This is a genomic window from Psychrobacter sp. UBA5136, from assembly GCF_002414005.1.
GTDB lineage: Bacteria > Pseudomonadota > Gammaproteobacteria > Pseudomonadales > Moraxellaceae > Psychrobacter.
Genome location: NZ_DHYG01000057.1, coordinates 1 through 17,382, shown reverse-complemented (window position 1 = coordinate 17,382; position 17,382 = coordinate 1). Strand labels below are relative to the sequence as shown.

Below are 17,382 nucleotides of genomic sequence, written 5' to 3'. Positions count from 1 at the left end.
TTCTATTTATTACTCAATAACCAAACATGTTCAGTGACGGCTAGCTCAGATACCGCATTAAGGGTAGATGACTGGTTTTCAAGCTCAATGAGTTTATAATCGGCATCATAATACTGCTGTAACTGCTGCTGACTAATCGAAAAAGGCGGGCCGTCTTTTTTACTTTGATTATAGTTAAGGGTAATTAATAGCTGTGGGGCATTATTGCTAAGCTTAACTATTTGCGTACTATAATCAGCACGCATCTCGGCTGGCAAGGCAATCAACGCCGCTCTGTCATAAACGGCACTAATATCATCAATATCTGTTGCGCTCAGAGCAAAAATATCCGCCGCCCATAAGCTAATGGTTTGCCCAGCAAGCTGACCTCGATAGCACTTTAACGTGGATTTATCAGCAGCGCTCGTAAATTCCGTAATGGTAGGGGTGATATTTTGCTCAGCAAAGAATGCTTGTATGGCGGTTTCGACCAGCTCAACGCCAACAACGTCGTAGCCTGCGTGCGTAAGCCATACCATATCAACCGATTTACCGCATAAAGGTACCAAGACTTGGCTACCGATGGGCACTGCCAGTTCAGAAAAATACTCGATTAGCTGAGGATTGACGTCAGACTTATGAAAGCCAATACGGCCGTCTTGCCAGCGCTGTTGCCAAAATTTAGAATCCATACCTTTATTCCCAACCTATCTATGCTTTAAATGTTTGGTATTATCATACCGCTAAACGCAATAAAAAAGCCAAGCGTCTTAACCCTTGGCTTTGATAGCGTATAAAACTCACGTTACCGATTTAGTTCGCCATATATTGGCTGAATTCTTTGCGCAATTTGGCAAGCTTGGGCGGAATGGCAAAGTTACAATAGGCTTGACCCGGATTTCTATTGTAGAAATCTTGATGCGCCTCTTCAGCTTTGTAAAATTCCATGGCTGGATGGACTTCTGTCACCACATTAAGGCCCATGTCGCGTAATTTGTTAATGGTGCGGTCTACGGTTGGTTTTTGCGCTTCATCGGTATAAAAAACCACGCTGCGATATTGGCTGCCGACATCATTGCCTTGGCGATCCATGGTGGTGGGATCATGCGTGGCAAAAAACACATCAAGAACGACTTCTAATGGCACTATAGATTCATCAAATTCGACTTTGATAACTTCAACGTGTCCGGTATCGCCGCCGCAGACCGCTTCGTAATTGGCAGAAACGGCATCGCCGCCCATATAGCCAGATATGACAGATTGCACGCCTTTCACCGATAAAAATACCGATTCGGTGCACCAAAAACAGCCACCGCCTAAGATAATGGTTTGCATAATTGTTCCTATTATTATAGCTGTTGTTATAGAGATGAGCTAAGGTCTTTATTTGGTTGCATTATTTCATCTTTCAATGCTGTTTCATCTTTCAGTTCGGCATTGATAGAGGCAACATCGCGCTTAGCACTACCTATTTAGCTTAGCAGGGCAACTGGCCGCGATAAGTAACAAACAGTAATGTTATAATGAGCTTTTGCTATCTTTGGCTGTCCTAAAAACCCTTAGCCATGCGCAATTTAATCAAAATTTTACTTTTAAAAATTAAAGCTTCATTAACAAAAACAAAGTTCCGTTATCAAAATCAAAGTTCCACTATCAAAAGACGAGCCGCCCCATGAGCCAAACTAAGCCTGCTAACTTGACCAATGACACCGTGAAACACGACACCTTATTTACCACACCACTTGATAAAGCGGCGCGTTTTTCTTTTGATGAGCAAGTGGTGGCGTGCTTTCCCGATATGATACGCCGTAGTGTGCCCGGTTATGGTCAGGTGCTCGCCATGCTGCCAATATTTGCTCGTCGTCATTGTAAGTATCGCCAGCAAGATGGGAGCGGCCAGCGTGTCAGCCGTGTCTATGATTTGGGCTGCTCGCTTGGGGCGGCAAGTATGGCATTGGCTGGCGAGTTTGAGGCGCAAGATTTGCAGATTAAAGCGATTGATATCTCACCGGCAATGACCACGCAAGCAAAAACACTGTTGGCTGATAATTATCCAGCGCATAATATTGAAGTGATTACCGCTGATATACGTGATGTCGAGCTTGAACCATGCGATATGGTTATTCTTAACCTGACGCTGCAGTTTTTACCAGCCGCTGATAGGGTTGCAGTGTTAGAAAAAATTTATGCGGCTTTAAGCGACGGTGGTATTTTGGTCTTAACCGAAAAAACCCATGCTTTTGATGAGCAGTATGATGCGTGGTTGGTTGAGCGTTATTACGACTTTAAACGCGCTAATGGTTATACCGAGATGGAAATCAGCGGCAAACGCAATGCGCTCGAAAACGTTTTGATTACCGATACCTTAGACGAACATCATGAGCGCTTGAGCGCTGTCGGTTTTGCGCGGCATTTAACGTGGTTTCAGTTTTTAAACTTTGTCTCTATTGTGGCCTTTAAATAATATTTAAACGCGATAGTAATAACGGCTAGACTTTTAATATAAAATTTTACTCTATCTTTTTACCAACACGGCAATCTGTTTTTATGCTTAACGACACCATCATCAATGCTGAACGCCAGCTGTATTTAACCTTGTTAAAACTCGCTCAAACACAGCCAAACGCTTATGAATGGCTGACGCGCTTGCCAACATGGCTGGGTGAAATCAAAGATAAAGCTAACTATGCGCATGCACCCGCTTACCAGGCATCGGTAGCACGTTTGCCAACAGTAGCGGTTGATAAGGTGGATTTAGACAGCGATGTGTTGACGATTGCCGCCAACCTCAGCGACTCTGAGCGCAAACAAACCTTAGCGTTACTAAAGCAGCTAATGCCATGGCGTAAAGGGCCTTTTCAAATTGGTGCTCAAATAGATGGTCAAATTGGTAGTGATAAAGACCGTTCAATCTTTATCGATACTGAGTGGCATAGCGATTGGAAATGGCAAAGAATCGCATCGCATTTAGGCAATTTAAAAGGTCGCAGGGTATTGGATGTCGGCGGTGGTTCGGGCTACCACGGTTGGCGGATGGCAGGCGCAGGGGCAGATACGGTTATCATTATTGACCCATCATGCCTGTTCTATCATCAGTTTATGGCGATTCGGCACTTTGTCGGTGATGCTGATAGCTATCGTACCCATTATATTCCGGTACCACTCGAAGCTTTGCCGGAGCACAGTCAGTTGTTTGATACGGTATTTAGCATGGGTGTGCTTTACCATCGTCAATCGCCATTTGAGCATTTGCAACAGTTAAAAGGGCAGCTGGTCAAAGGCGGCGAGCTGGTGCTTGAAACCTTGGTTATTGATGGCGATGCTAATACCGTCCTTGTGCCGCACGACCGCTACGCGCAGATGAACAATGTGTATTTTTTGCCGTCCGTTGCGGCGCTCACGGGCTGGCTAGAAAAAGCAGGATTTAGTGACGTACGCTGCGTCGATGTTGCTGTCACCTCGACCGCTGAGCAGCGCAAAACCGATTGGATGACGTATCATTCGTTAGCTGATTTTTTGGACCCTGACGATGTCAACAAAACCATCGAAGGCTATCCCGCGCCGAAACGGGCGACCTTAATTGCAAAAAAATAGCGCTGGCGGTTTGTTGCTGGCAAAGAAAGGTTGGTTAAATAAACCATCTTTCGAATGCCATTTCTATAAGAACTTTCAGGATAAAGCCTATAAAACCTGCCCCTAGGGCTAAAAACATCCAAAAGGTACCCGCGCGACCCGCATCAGAGCGCTTTGATAAGTCCCAAATAATAAAAAATAAAAAAGCAATAAAGATGGGCAATAAAATATACATGCCCCAACTGGTGACGGTACTAGCAGCAATAGCAAACATGGTTTTGTCCTATAAATAAAAGGGTAAAGTGACGCATTCTCTACGATTCGTTTTTATGTTTTTTATAAATTAAATGATGCTTTACCTATAGAGCAATCGATTAATGTTTTTATTATAGCGCGGAATAAGCGCGCTATAAATGTTTCCCTAACGCCAGACAACAGTAACGCTACAATCCGCCTAAATACCGGCTTATTTGCCGCCTATAATCGCCAGCATATTACAAGTAGCGAGCATTCAGTATAATAGCGGCAATTTTAGCGCTATTTTTGGTTGAAATAGTGCAATACCGCGTAAAGGTTGTTATATTTATAGGTTACTTATTTTTTTTGTCTTATCTGCTGTCCTAGCAATTTTTTGTTCATTTATCTGAGTTATAGTCCTATGTCACAAGCCCAAATTGATACGCTCGCCTCACTGTTTGACAGTGCCATTCAAATGCTAAAAAATAACGGCGAACTACCGGCTGATTGGCAAAACAACAGCCAAATTACGCGTACAAAAGATACCAGCCACGGTGACTTTGCGAGCAATATCGCCCTAACGGCTGCCAAAGCTGCGAAAGCCAATCCGCGAGCGCTCGCTGAAAAAATCGTCAATGCCTTGCCTGAAAATCAAAATATTCGCCAAGTAGAAATCGCAGGCCCTGGCTTTATTAATGTGTTTTTAAATACCGAAGCCAAATTTGCGGTGTTAGACGACATCTTTAAGTTGCAAGAACGCTTTGGCTTAAGCAAGCAGTTTCAAGGGCAAAAAATCCAAGTTGAATTCGTTTCTGCCAACCCAACCTCTAGTTTGCACGTCGGTCATGGCCGCGGCGCCGCTTTTGGTATGAGCGTGGCAAACTTACTTGAAGCCATTGGTTATGATGTGACGCGTGAGTATTATGTCAATGATGCCGGTCGTCAAATGGATATCTTAGCGACCAGTACGTATTTGCGTTATCTTGAGGCCAACGGCGAGGCAGTTACCTTCCCTGTCAACGGTTATCAAGGCGATTATGTCAGCGATATCGCACAAACGCTAAAAACCCAGCATGGCGATAGCTACGCGCACAGTTTTGCCGACATTGCCAAAGACGTGCCAGCAGACGCGCAATTTGAGATAAATGCTGAGGGCGAAAAAGTGCTGCTCTCAGGCGATAAAGAAGTCCATATCGACGGACTAATTGCCAATAGCAAAACCTTGCTTGGTGATGGCTACGAGCTGTTTTTAAACGCGGCGTTGAGCAGCATTTTGGCGGATATCAAAGACGACTTAAACGACTTTGGTGTGCGTTATGAGTGCTGGTTTAGCGAAAGATCTATTGATAGCGAGATTGAGCCTGTTTTACAAATCCTCGATGAAAAAGGTTATTTGTACGAAAAAGACGGCAACATCTGGTTTAAATCGACGGATTTTGGCGATGAAAAAGACCGCGTCGTGCGCCGTGCCAATGGTCAAAGCACTTATTTTGCCTCTGACATCGCTTATCATAAAAACAAATTTGATCGCGGTTTTGATAAAGTCATTAACGTTTGGGGCGCTGACCACCATGGCTATGTGCCACGGGTAAAAGCGGCATTAACGGCGCTCGGTATCGATGCCGACCGCCTTGATGTGGTATTGGTACAGTTTGTCGCTTTGTGGCGCGGTAGTGAAAAAGTGCAAATGTCATCGCGCTCGGGCAAATTTGTCACCTTACGCGAGCTGCGTCATGAAGTCGGTAACGACGCCGCGCGTTTCTACTATGTTGCCCGTAAGCCTGAAGTACACGTTGATTTTGACTTAGAGCTTGCCAAATCGCAAAGTAAAGACAACTTGGTTTACTATATCCAGTATGCGCATGCACGGGTTTGCCGCGTGCTAGAAAAGCTAGAGAACAGCGGCATGCAAGTAAACGATATTATCGGTGCCGAAAAGCAAGCGTTGTTAGTCGCGCCAAGCGAAGAAGAGCTGATTAAATTACTAGCGGCTTATCCTGCCACCTTGCTACGCTCAGCGACAGGTTATGAGCCGCACATCTTAACCAACTATCTCAAAGAGCTGGCAGCGTTATTTCATGGTTGGTATGATAGCAATCGTATCTTGCCTGTCAGCCTAACTTCAGGCGAGACGCCAAGCCAAGATGAGATGGATTTGATGCAAGCGCGTTTACGCTTGTCTAAAGCCGTTCGCCAAGTATTGGCCAATGGGCTGAGCTTATTAGGCTTGTCTGCGCCGTCTAGCATGTAGTATAAAGAGAGTCGGCTGTAGCCATCATTTGACGATAATTCGACCATAGTAATCGACAGTGATGGTTCGATAACGACAACTCGAAAACGATAGATATATTCAGTAGGGAGAATGAGATCCATGTTAGCCAAAAAACCAAAAGGTGCCACTGAAAAACGCAAAACCAGTAGTGTGTCAGGCTTATTATGGATGTTTGTTGGGGCGGTATTAACGCTCATGATTGGGGTGTTTTTATACCTCTCACCATTATTTAACTTTAGTCCTGCCGGCGGTGAGGCTACAGATCCTGATAGACAAGTACAACAGCGAGTCGATACGGATACTGATAATGGCGACTATGAGTTCTACGATATCTTGCCCAATCAAGAGATGGCCACCATCCCTGATGAAGACTTTGGTGATGGCAGCAATAGTCAATCCGGTCAAATCACTGATTTTGAGCCGGATGTAGTCATCAATCAGTCAGAAAACACCACGCCAAGTAATAATGATGCGGGTAACTTTGGTATCTCTGAGAGCACCACGATTGAGCCGAGTCGTAGTAACAATGCGAATAATGCCGCTAATAGCAGTGATGACGATGATATTGTGATTGTTGAAGAAGAGGCAACCTACGATGGCACGCCAGCTACCAGTAATACTGGTGCCTCCGCCAACAGAGCCAATACGGCAAATGCCAATAGTGCTAGCATTCAGTCAGCGAAGCCTGCGGCGACTTATATTTTGCAAATCAACAGCTTTGGCGATGCCGATGAAGCAGATCGTCGCCGTGCCCAAGTGCTGATGGCTGGTGTCGATGCTCGAGTGGTAAAAAATACTACCGGTAATGGCCTACCTATTTATCAGGTGATTTCACGGCCGATGAATAACCGTCAAGCGGTTGCTACTGCTCAGCAGCGCCTACAAAACAATGGCATTGATTCTATTATCGTTGAGCAGCGCCGTTAAACGCAGTATATCAATTAAAAAAAGCGTCAGAGGACGCTTTTTTTATCCCTTTTTTTTGATAATTTTTTTAGCCCCTTTGAGCAAACTTAACATAAGAGCATCATGATGACTGTGACTCCTTCAGAAACTGCGCCCGTCGGTAGGATTAAAGCATCTTTCCAAAAGTATTTTATCGATGCTTTTACAGGGATGGCGTTAGGGCTGTTTGTGACCCTTATCGCCGGTCTTATCATCTCGCAAATTGGCGGCTGGTTAGACTTACCAGCATTGATAGCAGTCGGCAAATTGGCGTCAGTGTTAATGGGCGCAGGTATCGGGGTTGGTATCGCTTATTATCTTAAAGCACCAACGTTAGTCATGCTAAGCTGCTTGGTCGCAGGGATGCTAGGTGCGCACTCAGAAGCTTTGATGGCAGGTAACTTATTTATCGCGCAAGAAGCAGGGCCAGCTACCTTTGCTGCGCTGCCCGGTAATCCGATTGGCGCTTATTTGACCTCGGTATTTGCTTATCGTGCTGGGACTTGGGTCGCTGGTAAGACCAAACTTGATATTTTGCTTATTCCTTTAGTCGTGTGTATGGTGGCACTGGTGGTTTGTGCGCTGCTTAATCCTCCGGTCGTTGCTGCTGTTAACGCCATTGGTCAAGGCATTCAAGCGGCCACCGAGTTGCAGCCGTTACTAATGGGTATCGTGATAGCGGTGGTCGTTGGAATTTTATTGACCCTGCCGACCTCAAGCGCGGCTATCTGTATCGCTATTGGTCTTGGCGGCTTAGCGGGCGGGGCAGCGGTCGTTGGCTGCGCGGCGCATATGATTGGCTTTGCAGTAGCCAGTTTTAAAGATAACGGTGTCAGTGGCGTCATATCTCAAGGGCTTGGCACCAGCATGCTACAAATTCCTAATGTCCTTAAAAAACCGCTCATACTATTGCCTGCTGTGATTGCCAGCGCCATCGTTGGTCCTATCGCAACCGCCGGCTTTGGCCTGGCTTGTACGGCGACCGGCGCAGGTATGGGTACAGCAGGATTGGTTGGGGTATTTGGTGTCATTGAAGCATCACAAGACATCATGAGCAGTACTCAGTTATGGACAGCGATTATCTTATTGATGTTTGTGCTACCGGCGCTCATCGCTGGCGTTGTCGCTTATGTAATGCGCCGACTTGGTTGGTTGGTCGATGGCGATATGAAATTGCCTTAGGTTTTAATCTAAAGATAAAAGAGTATAGATGTCCTAAACATCATAATAAAAAAGCCCAGCTATATTCGTAACTGGGCTTTTGACATTTTATATATTATAAAATTTTAGAATCAGCGACGCACGTCTTTTGGCGCATCGCCGTTTGGCCAATCTTTGTCTTTATTGGCTTTTACAGGGCGCGGCAAATGGGTAAAGTAGCTGGCAATGTCGACCGCTTCTTGGTCGCTTAGCGTATTGCCTTGCCCAAACGGCATTTTACCTTTGATAAAGGCGGCGGCAGTATAGGTACGCGCCATGCCAGCGCCATCATTAAAGGATTTATCGCCAGCAACCGCTGGATAGAGATACGTGCCATCATCATTATATTGACCTTCACCATTGTCACCGTGACAAACGCTACATTTTTCTGCAAACAGCTTTTTGCCCGTTTCAGGGTTCGGCTCGAGATTTTTATCTACTTTAACAAAACCGCGACCTTCAGGAGACACGCCGATTGGCATATCTTGTGACAGCCAAGTCATATAAGAGATAATGGCATTCATATCGTCTGAGCCTAAATCAAGCGCCGTACCGTTCATTGAGCGCTCAAAACAGCCATTGACACGCTCTTGCAAAGAATTGATACGGCCGCCGCGCGAACGATAAATAGGAAAGATACCGGGCAAGCCATTCCATGGCGCGGCAAATGCTTCTGAGCCGTTACCTAAATGGCAGCTGGTGCAGTTCAGCTGGTTACCAACGTTGTTGGGCAGCTCTTCATAGGTATGATTGACAATTTGTAAGCCTCGGCGAATAGCCGCGCCGCGCTCATCATCTGGGATGGTAGATTCGTCTGGCATTTTAATGCTAGGTTTGTCGCCTGCCGCGTCACCACCGCTTGCGCTAGCACTTATATCGTTGGCCGCTGGCATATTGCTTTTTAACGCTGCTGCGCGAGATTCAAGTTCTTTTACGCGTGCTAATGCTTCCGCTTCTTCAAGTCGATCAACTGCCTTGGTTTCAGTGCCATTGCTACAGCCGGTCATACTCATGCTGCTGATCGCAAAGACAGTAGCGACTAAAAAGAAGGAGGGTTTAGCGCGTGGAAAGTTTCTCATTGGAATAACCTTATTTCAAATAATAATATGTAAAATTTTATTTATATGCTAATTTAATCGTCATAATGGCAGAGCTATATTCTTCGTTTTAGAAGAATAAGATGCAAAAATTTTAGATAAAACAAACTATAGCAGCAGGCATATAGAGCTACTTTATTTATTAATCCGCTGTATTTGCCTAGCAAAAATTGGCAAGTAATCAAGCTGTAACTTGCTAGTAACATGATTGTAGCAAATACGAATACGTAAAGTGTTTTAAAATGAAAATAAATCCGATGTGACAAACTATAGTGAGTGGAAAGCAATACCGTAGCGTTTTTAGGATATTTTGACTATATCGCAAAAATTTGGCCAAAAACGGTTTAATAAAAAAGCGCATACATATAAAAAATATTTATGCGCTTTTTTGAGGAAGTTTAAGGAAGATAGCTTTGTAAGCGTTTAAGCTGTTGCGGCTTGTTTGCCGTTAAACTAGTGAGTGATGGCCGCTTTACGGGTAGCATTCTTTGTGCGTTTTTTGCCTTTTAATTTACGTGAAAGTTTATTCATGTCATTGAGTACCTGACCATAACGGGACGGGAACACCCGCTGTACAGCATCGATAAATTTAGCATCGTTACCAATCAAGCAGCGCGGCTGGTTGGTTGCGGCCGCCTGCAAGATAATCCAAGCAGCTTCGCTGGCATCGAATTTTAAGAATTTATTAAAGCTGCTGATGGCTTTACTACCGCTACGCATACCAAGATCGCTGATGCTGTCGTTACCGCGCGCGCTATTGGCAATGTTGGTTTTGATGCCGCCAGGATGCACACAGGTTGCCGAAACGCCGCAGCGCTGAATGTCCAACTCTTGGCGCAAACTTTCGGTAAAACCGCGTACCGCAAATTTGCTAGCGTTATAAGCTGATTGTGATGGCTGGGCAGTTAAGCCAAATACGCTTGAGATATTAATGATATGACCGTGTTCGTTAAATTGGCGCGAATTATTATCCTTATCACCGCCATTAATTTCGCTTTCTTTGACGCTGTTTTTAATCAAAGGTAAAAACGCTTTGGTGCCATATACGACGCCCCAAAAATTGATATCCATGATCCATTCAAGCTCGTCAATGCTGCTACCTTCTACCGTTGAGTAGAGCGCTACGCCCGCGTTATTAAAGACAAAGTTCACCTTACCATGCTCAGCCATGACGCTATCTGCCCATGCCTCGACGGCTTTTTGGTCTGAGACATCAAGTACCGTTGTCGTGACTTTAACATCATAACCGACCAGTAATTCTTTGGTTTGGGCTAGCTGCTCAGGGTTGATATCCGATAGCGCCACGTGACAGCCCATTTTTGCTAAATGCATGGCGAGCTCGCGCCCCATACCCGAGCCTGCGCCCGTGATAGCGGCGACATGGTTGGCATAATACGGAGTAATGTCTTGATCTTGTTCAGAGGAAAAAGGCAGATGTTGACGTAGCGAGGTTGCTATTGCAGAGGCGTTTTCAGAGACATTGCCATAAATAGTGTTCAGCATGATAAACAGTCCTTTGTATCATTAGTTTAAAAAGTTTGGTGATAGCTTTTATCTTTAAATTTATTGGTTATTCATTTTAAAATTAAAGAATAAATAGAGCTTTACCTTAGCATGATTTAGATATTTGGCTATCATCCATTGATAAACGCAGCTGTCATTTTTAACCGGCTTACATTGAGAACTTCCAAACACAAAAAAGCGCCTGAACCTAAGGCCAGACGCTTTTTAAATAAGTACCCCATTAAGTATAATGAGGTGCTTTTATCCAATCATCACTTACGCAGTTTTAGGGGTTTTGCCTTCGTTAATCACTTCCTCGTCAACCAAAACAGTTTTGGCATCTTTCATCGATGGCAATTCATACATGGTTTCTAGCAGAGCATTTTCTACGATAGAGCGCAGGCCGCGCGCACCGGTTTTACGCTCCATGGCTTTTTTGGCAATCGCATCAAGCGCTTTTTCGGTAAAGTTAATCTCAGCGCCTTCCATTTCAAACAGATATTTATACTGTTTAACTAAGGCATTCTTAGGCTCTGTCAAAATCTGCACCAGTGCTTCTTCATCAAGCTCTTGTAGCGCTGCAAGTACAGGCAGACGACCAATGAGCTCAGGAATCAAACCAAACTTGATCAAATCCTCTGGCTCAACTTGCTGCAGCAAATCTGAGCTGCGGCGGCTATCATCTTTTGAGCTGACATCGGCGTTAAAACCAATACCGCCTTTTTCCGTACGCTGCTGAATGACTTTATCAAGGCCAGCAAACGCGCCACCAACGATAATCAAGATATTGCTGGTATCGACTTGAATCAGCTCTTGCTGCGGATGCTTGCGACCACCATGGGGCGGAATAGCAGCAACGGTACCCTCAATCAATTTTAGCAAAGCCTGCTGTACGCCTTCACCTGACACGTCACGAGTGATAGATGGGTTGTCGCCTTTTTTGCTGATTTTATCAATTTCATCGATATAGATGATACCTTGCTCAGCCTTGCTCACGTCATAATCTGACGCTTGCAATAGTTTTTGTACGATGTTTTCGACATCTTCACCGACATAACCCGCTTCAGTTAGAGTTGTCGCATCCGCCATCGCAAATGGCACATCAAGCAAGCGCGCCAAGGTTTGCGCCAGCAACGTCTTACCAGAACCCGTTGGACCAATCAGCAAGATATTACTTTTTGCCAATTCAACCATGGCATCATCAGCGCCGATTTTGGCTTTTTTACTGTCACTGGCTAAGGTTTGGCTAACTTTTAGGCGTTTATAATGGTTATAAACCGCAACCGCCAAGGCTTTTTTTGCCGCGTCTTGACCGATGACGTACTCGTCGAGTTTGGCGCGTAGCTCTTTTGGCGTGGGCAGTTTTTTATTGACCCAAGAGGTATCAATATCGCTGTCGTCACCATCTTCGGCACTATCAGCGATAAGGTCCGTACATAGCTCGATACATTCATTACAGATATTGGCGTCGTCAGCGGCAATCAGCTGCTTTACTTCACTTTTTTCTTTGCCGCAAAACGAACAATGCGGGGCGTTATCTTCTGCCATATACAGGCACTCCTAAAATTTAATGCTTATAAATATCCTGAATACTAACATCGACACAAAAGCGCATAGCATCTCATCTATATCACTTAAGCATCTGATGTTTTAAATTCTCTTATACGCTTGCCATTGCAGTGATGATAACAGCAATGACAAAGCAGCAATGATAAAATTACAATTACAAGGAATCTGGGCGACGCTCTAGTACTTCATCAACCAAGCCGTATTCTTTGGCCTCGCGCGCATCTAACCAAAAATCACGCTCAACGTCTTTTTCAATTTTCTCAACTGGTTGACCCGTACGCTCAGCCAAAATCTCGTTTAAACGAGCGCGGGTTTTTAGAATCTCACGCGCGTTAATTTCGATATCGGTCGCTTGACCTTGCGCGCCGCCTGAAGGCTGATGAATCATCACGCGCGAGTTGGCTAGGGCATAACGTTTGCCTTTTTCACCCGCTGCTAGCAAGAATGAGCCCATGCTATACGCGCCGCCCATACAAATGGTCGAAACTTCAGGTTTGATAAAGTTCATGGTATCAAAAATCGCCAAGCCCGCACTGACTGAGCCGCCTGGTGAATTGATATATAAATGAATGTCTTTATCAGGGTTTTCTGCTTCTAAAAATAACAACTGGGCGACGATAAGATTGGCCATGTGGTCTTCAACTTGACCGGTCAAAAAGATAACGCGCTCACGTAGTAGGCGTGAGAAAATATCAAACGAGCGTTCACCGCGCGCGGATTGCTCAACGACCATCGGCACTAATGCGGCTTGAGTCGTGCTTTGTACGTTGTCATGCGCACTCATCAACATATCAAAATGCGGGTTGGTAGTGATGCGATCATAATCTGTCATAAAGAGGTCCTGTTTATAAGTCCATAAATAAAAAATAGAAACTAGCTGTTGGCTACATTGTTATTGATGATTATCATTGTAAACATTATCGCTTGGTAATAAAACCTACTAGAAAATAAAACCTATTAGGGCGTAAATTTATTAAACCAATTCTGCGTTAGAGGTACTGTTAATAGCGAATTGTGGCTATTTAAGCATGCTTAACAAAAGTGCTTAACTGCTAAAAATAAGTGAGCTAATGGTAACTTTTTTATCAAAACAATAGTAACTGTTTAATGTGACAAATGACGTTCTACTCATAACGTGAGTGACTTCCTATTAATAAGGCGTCAGTACGCACTTATCAAGGGCGGCATGAATAATCTGTTTATAAAAATCGCTGCTAAGTTAGCAGTTTCGCAGTTTAGCAGTTTTTAAATGGGCTATAAAAATGCCCTAACAAATGTGTTAGGGCATTTTTGCTAATTGAGGTATGAAACCAGTCAGTTTTGACTGGTAAAGCGCTAGATTATCTAGACTACCTAGATTACATCGCCTGCTGCTGCTGAGCGGCTAGTAGGTCTTGGTAGCTAACTTCTTTGTCAGTGACTTTACCTTGGCTGATTAGATAATCAACCACTTGGTCTTCTAGCACGACTGACTCAATGTTTGCGCGCTGCTGCTTATCATTGGTGTAGTACTCGATGACTTCCGCTGGGTCTTCGTAGTTTTCAGCGGCTTCTTTGATAAAGCTTTCAACGCGCTCTTGATCAACTTCTAAGCCTTTGGTGTCGATAATACGAGCAACGATGATGCCAAGGCGGGCAGCACGTAGCGCTTGCTCTTCAAATAGCTCGTTTGGCAACATGTCTTTATCAAAGCTATCCGCGCTCGCACCGAACTGCTGAGAAAAACGCTGCATCATCATGTTGCGCTGACGATCGATTTCTTGCTCTAGCATGGCGTTTGGAACGTCAAACTCATTTTTTTCAAGTAGCGCATCAAACGTCGCTTGTTTTACTTGGCTACGCGCTGCATTTTTGATTTCGCGCTCCATGTTTTTACGCACGTCTTCTTTTAATTTCTCAACGCCGCCTTCTTTTACGCCAAATAATTCAAGGAATTCTTCGTCGATTTCTGGAAGTTTTGATTTTTCAACCAATTTTACATTGATTTTAAATTGTGCTTCTTTACCAGCCAAGTTTTCAGCTTGATAATCTTCTGGGAAAGTCACGTCGATAACTTTTTCTTCGCCAGCTTTCATGCCTTTGATGCCATCTTCAAAGCCTGGAATCATCTGGTTGCTACCGATAACCAATTTGAAGTCTTCAGCAGAGCCGCCTTCGAATTTTTCGCCATCGATTGAACCTTCAAAATCAAAGGTCACTTGGTTGTCTTTGGCTGCTTTGCCTTTTTTCTCAACGAACTCAGCGCGCTGTTTTTGTAGGTTTTCGATCATGGTGTCAACGTCTTCGTCGCTCACGGTCGCAGTTTGACGCTCAACTTCGATTTCATCAATGCCTTGGACGTCGATTTCTGGGAAGATTTCAACAGTGGCTTGATAAACCAAGAAGTCGTCTTCTAGTTTAACGTCGTCGATATTTGGCATACCAACGGCACGGATGTCTTCAGATTTGATCGCTTCAAACACGGTATCACGGATCACATCGTTGATCACTTCTTGCTGAATGCCGGCACCGTACTGTGAACGGATATGCGACATTGGTACTTTGCCTTTACGGAAACCGTCAATCTTGGCAGTTTTCGCCACTTGGCTGATACGGCCTTCAACTTTGTTTTGAATTTTTTCAACGGGTACTTTAACCGTTAGCTGAGTTTCTTTGTTAGACAGCTTGTTGGTTGTGACTTGTAAATCTGTAGCCATGTTCGTTACACCTTTAGGATTAAATAGTACTTTTGAATGAACAGTACTTAGGGTTAAATGTAGATAATAATAGACAACCGTGCCGCAAGATACGGGCGTGTGCTAGCGATTGTCGTTGGAATAAATAGGGGACAGTGATAGCTTACGAAGTCACTGTTCATAATCTTAGCAATCGCTACTGACACAAACATGCGCAACGCTTAATCTTTTTAGACGCTATCAGCCATCAATATTAACCGTAAATCGCTCGCATAATAACGCTTTTTGCGCAATTATACAGACAAATAAGGGCTTTCAACAAAATTTTAAAAGTAGAACAGTATAATCTATCTGTTTATCAAAGTAAAAATTATCTGTTTAAGCGCGGCTTGTAGGCTTTATAGGTCCTACTTTGCTTTTAGCGGCTTATTTATCCCCGAAAAAGCTTACAAAGGCAATTGTGTTAATAATTGCCGAATCGCTTGGCCGCGATGACTGACGCTGTTTTTATCGGCAGCGCTTAAGCTTGCCGCTGTTGCTTGTAACTCTGGCAACCAAAACAGTGGGTCATAACCGAAGCCGCCATCGCCATAGGGCGCCGCTAAAATCTCGCCTTGCCATAAACCTTGGGCGATAATCGGTAGCGGATCATCGGCATGGCGCACCATTGCTAATACGCAAACAAACATGCCTTTGATAGGCGTACTTGGCTGTGTATCGCGGATAGGCTGCAACTCAGCGATAAGTTTGGCATTGTTTTTGGCATCGTTGCCGTGCTCGCCGGCATAGCGTGCCGAGTAAATACCGGGAGCGTTGCCCAATACTGGCACGCAAAGTCCTGAATCATCAGCAATCGCCGGCAGTCCGCTTGCGCGGCTAGCATGACGCGCTTTGATAATGGCGTTCTCAACGAAGCTTAGCCCGTCCTCAATCGCGTCTTCGATATCAAGCTGACCTTGCGGGATAATCGTCACATCCAAATCTGCTGCCGCAAACAAGCGCTTAAATTCAGCAAGTTTGCCTTTATTATTACTGGCGAGCACCCATTGATTAGAGGGGGTGACTGGATTTAAATTTTCTTCTCGGGTAGTGTCCGCGGCGCTGCTGTGAGTCATATTATGCATCCTTACTTAAGTAACCTATACTTGTATATTCTAAGTGCTCACTGGCTAAATTACCAATTAGCATAACGTATTGGCGATTCATAACATTTGGTAACTGATATTTGTCGCCACTCTTGCTATAATAGCTAATAAGCTACAGTGAATTATATCTTATGGCTTGTGAACTTAAAGTTAATAATACTTTTAAATCCTAATAATGGCTTTTGAGTCGATTATTTGGTGTTTTAAAGTTTTAGTGTTAAAAGTACAATATCTATTAAGTTATGCTCGCTTAAGATAGCTTTTAAATTTAGAGTTTTTTAGGTTTACCACAATGTGCAGCAGCATGTTGCTTAATACCTCTCCCTAACAATAAACTAAGCCAATTTAGTCTCATAATTTATAGCGTTCATTTTAAGCTATACCTAATACTAATGGCTAAACCAGCAAGGATAAAATAACTATGTCAAATATTAATTTACCAGACCTACCTTATGCAAAAGATGCGCTTGAGCCGCATATCAGTGCTGAGACGCTAGAGTATCATCATGATAAGCACCACGCTGCTTACGTAAACAAGCTAAATGAATTGCTACCTGGTTCTGGTCTAGAAGACAAGACACTACCTGAAATCATCAAAGCGACTGCGGAAGATGACAGCAAACAAACCATGTTTAACCAAGCAGCGCAAGTATGGAACCATACGTTCTATTGGAACTGCATGACGCCTGATAATGGTGGCGGCGAACCTACTGGTGATTTGAAAGCGAAAATCGAAGAAGATTTTGGTAGCTATGATAAATTCCGCGAAGAGTTCAAAAACGCAGCAACGTCACAGTTTGGTTCTGGTTGGGCTTGGCTCGTTGCTGATAAAGTCGGTGGTAAACTATCAGTGATGAAAACAGGTGATGCTGATAACCCAATGACCCACGATAAAGTCGCGGTCTTGACCTGTGACGTATGGGAACATGCTTACTACATCGATTATCGTAACCGTCGTCCTGACTATGTTGATACGTTCCTAGATAAGCTAGTGAACTGGGACTACGCAAACGCGAAATATAAAGGTCAAGACGCTGGTGTTGAAGAGTAATCTTTAATCACTAAGTATTTGGTTAGTAAAAAAGGACGCTGAGAGGCGTCCTTTTTTTGTTTTTGCTCCTATAAAAACTTAGTCGGACTTTGGTAAACTTTTTCATTTAATTTATTAATTAATACCAAACCCAAAA

Annotated in this window: 15 protein-coding genes; 6 read left to right on the top strand and 9 right to left on the bottom strand. The window is 44.1% G+C overall.

What is annotated here, in order from left to right:
• Window positions 1–2: 2 nt before the first annotated feature.
• Together tmpT and msrA are read right to left on the bottom strand one after the other, a co-directional pair.
• Complete coding sequence (gene tmpT / locus B4240_RS09250) at window positions 3–671, bottom strand: thiopurine S-methyltransferase (protein ID WP_296238591.1); 669 nt, start codon at window positions 669–671, stop codon at window positions 3–5.
• Window positions 672–792: 121 nt separating this feature from the next.
• The gene (gene msrA, locus B4240_RS09245) at window positions 793–1,314 is read right to left on the bottom strand and encodes a peptide-methionine (S)-S-oxide reductase MsrA (RefSeq protein ID WP_296238589.1); all 522 of its coding nucleotides are present in this window, start codon (window positions 1,312–1,314) and stop codon (window positions 793–795) included.
• Between the two features lie 337 nt (window positions 1,315–1,651).
• On the opposite strand from msrA, the gene cmoA reads away from it, so the two are divergent.
• Window positions 1,652–2,443 carry a carboxy-S-adenosyl-L-methionine synthase CmoA gene (cmoA, locus tag B4240_RS09240; RefSeq protein ID WP_296238586.1) on the top strand — a complete coding sequence of 264 codons (792 nt, stop codon included), beginning with the start codon at window positions 1,652–1,654 and terminating at the stop codon, window positions 2,441–2,443.
• 83 nt (window positions 2,444–2,526) lie between these two features.
• Window positions 2,527–3,573, top strand: coding sequence for a tRNA 5-methoxyuridine(34)/uridine 5-oxyacetic acid(34) synthase CmoB (gene cmoB, locus B4240_RS09235; protein WP_296238583.1), 1,047 nt, complete (start codon window positions 2,527–2,529; stop codon window positions 3,571–3,573).
• 34 nt (window positions 3,574–3,607) lie between these two features.
• Here cmoB and B4240_RS09230 read toward each other — a convergent pair whose 3' ends face one another.
• Window positions 3,608–3,826 (bottom strand): DUF2788 domain-containing protein, encoded by a 219-nt coding sequence (locus tag B4240_RS09230; RefSeq protein ID WP_296238581.1) that lies wholly within the window; start codon window positions 3,824–3,826, stop codon window positions 3,608–3,610.
• Window positions 3,827–4,210: 384 nt separating this feature from the next.
• Here B4240_RS09230 and argS point away from each other — a divergent pair, with 384 nt between their 5' ends.
• The 3 genes from argS to B4240_RS09215 all read left to right on the top strand — a co-directional run bounded on the left by argS (window position 4,211) and on the right by B4240_RS09215 (window position 8,188).
• On the top strand, window positions 4,211–6,040 hold the full coding sequence (gene argS / locus B4240_RS09225) for an arginine--tRNA ligase (RefSeq protein ID WP_296238579.1): 1,830 nt from the start codon (window positions 4,211–4,213) through the stop codon (window positions 6,038–6,040).
• A 120-nt stretch (window positions 6,041–6,160) separates the two neighbouring features.
• A complete protein-coding gene (locus tag B4240_RS09220; protein ID WP_296238578.1) occupies window positions 6,161–6,988 on the top strand; it encodes an SPOR domain-containing protein in 828 nt (275 codons plus the stop codon).
• A gap of 102 nt (window positions 6,989–7,090) precedes the next feature.
• Window positions 7,091–8,188 (top strand): PTS transporter subunit IIC, encoded by a 1,098-nt coding sequence (locus tag B4240_RS09215; protein WP_296238576.1) that lies wholly within the window; start codon window positions 7,091–7,093, stop codon window positions 8,186–8,188.
• A gap of 110 nt (window positions 8,189–8,298) precedes the next feature.
• Here the strand turns inward: B4240_RS09215 and B4240_RS09210 are convergent, their stop codons facing one another.
• From B4240_RS09210 to rdgB, 6 genes are all read right to left on the bottom strand, one after another.
• Window positions 8,299–9,285 (bottom strand): c-type cytochrome, encoded by a 987-nt coding sequence (locus B4240_RS09210; RefSeq protein ID WP_296238574.1) that lies wholly within the window; start codon window positions 9,283–9,285, stop codon window positions 8,299–8,301.
• Between the two features lie 471 nt (window positions 9,286–9,756).
• Complete coding sequence (locus B4240_RS09205) at window positions 9,757–10,806, bottom strand: SDR family NAD(P)-dependent oxidoreductase (protein ID WP_296238572.1); 1,050 nt, start codon at window positions 10,804–10,806, stop codon at window positions 9,757–9,759.
• A 276-nt stretch (window positions 10,807–11,082) separates the two neighbouring features.
• Window positions 11,083–12,354: an ATP-dependent protease ATP-binding subunit ClpX gene (gene clpX, locus B4240_RS09200; RefSeq protein WP_296238570.1), complete on the bottom strand. Its 1,272-nt coding sequence runs from the start codon at window positions 12,352–12,354 to the stop codon at window positions 11,083–11,085.
• A gap of 175 nt (window positions 12,355–12,529) precedes the next feature.
• A complete protein-coding gene (gene clpP, locus B4240_RS09195) occupies window positions 12,530–13,207 on the bottom strand; it encodes an ATP-dependent Clp endopeptidase proteolytic subunit ClpP (RefSeq protein ID WP_414707118.1) in 678 nt (225 codons plus the stop codon).
• A gap of 526 nt (window positions 13,208–13,733) precedes the next feature.
• Window positions 13,734–15,071 carry a trigger factor gene (tig, locus tag B4240_RS09190; protein ID WP_296238568.1) on the bottom strand — a complete coding sequence of 446 codons (1,338 nt, stop codon included), beginning with the start codon at window positions 15,069–15,071 and terminating at the stop codon, window positions 13,734–13,736.
• Window positions 15,072–15,496: 425 nt separating this feature from the next.
• A complete protein-coding gene (rdgB, locus tag B4240_RS09185) occupies window positions 15,497–16,165 on the bottom strand; it encodes an RdgB/HAM1 family non-canonical purine NTP pyrophosphatase (RefSeq protein ID WP_296238566.1) in 669 nt (222 codons plus the stop codon).
• 451 nt (window positions 16,166–16,616) lie between these two features.
• Here rdgB and B4240_RS09180 point away from each other — a divergent pair, with 451 nt between their 5' ends.
• The gene (locus B4240_RS09180; protein ID WP_296238564.1) at window positions 16,617–17,246 is read left to right on the top strand and encodes a superoxide dismutase; all 630 of its coding nucleotides are present in this window, start codon (window positions 16,617–16,619) and stop codon (window positions 17,244–17,246) included.
• The last annotated feature ends 136 nt before the right edge of the window (window positions 17,247–17,382 follow it).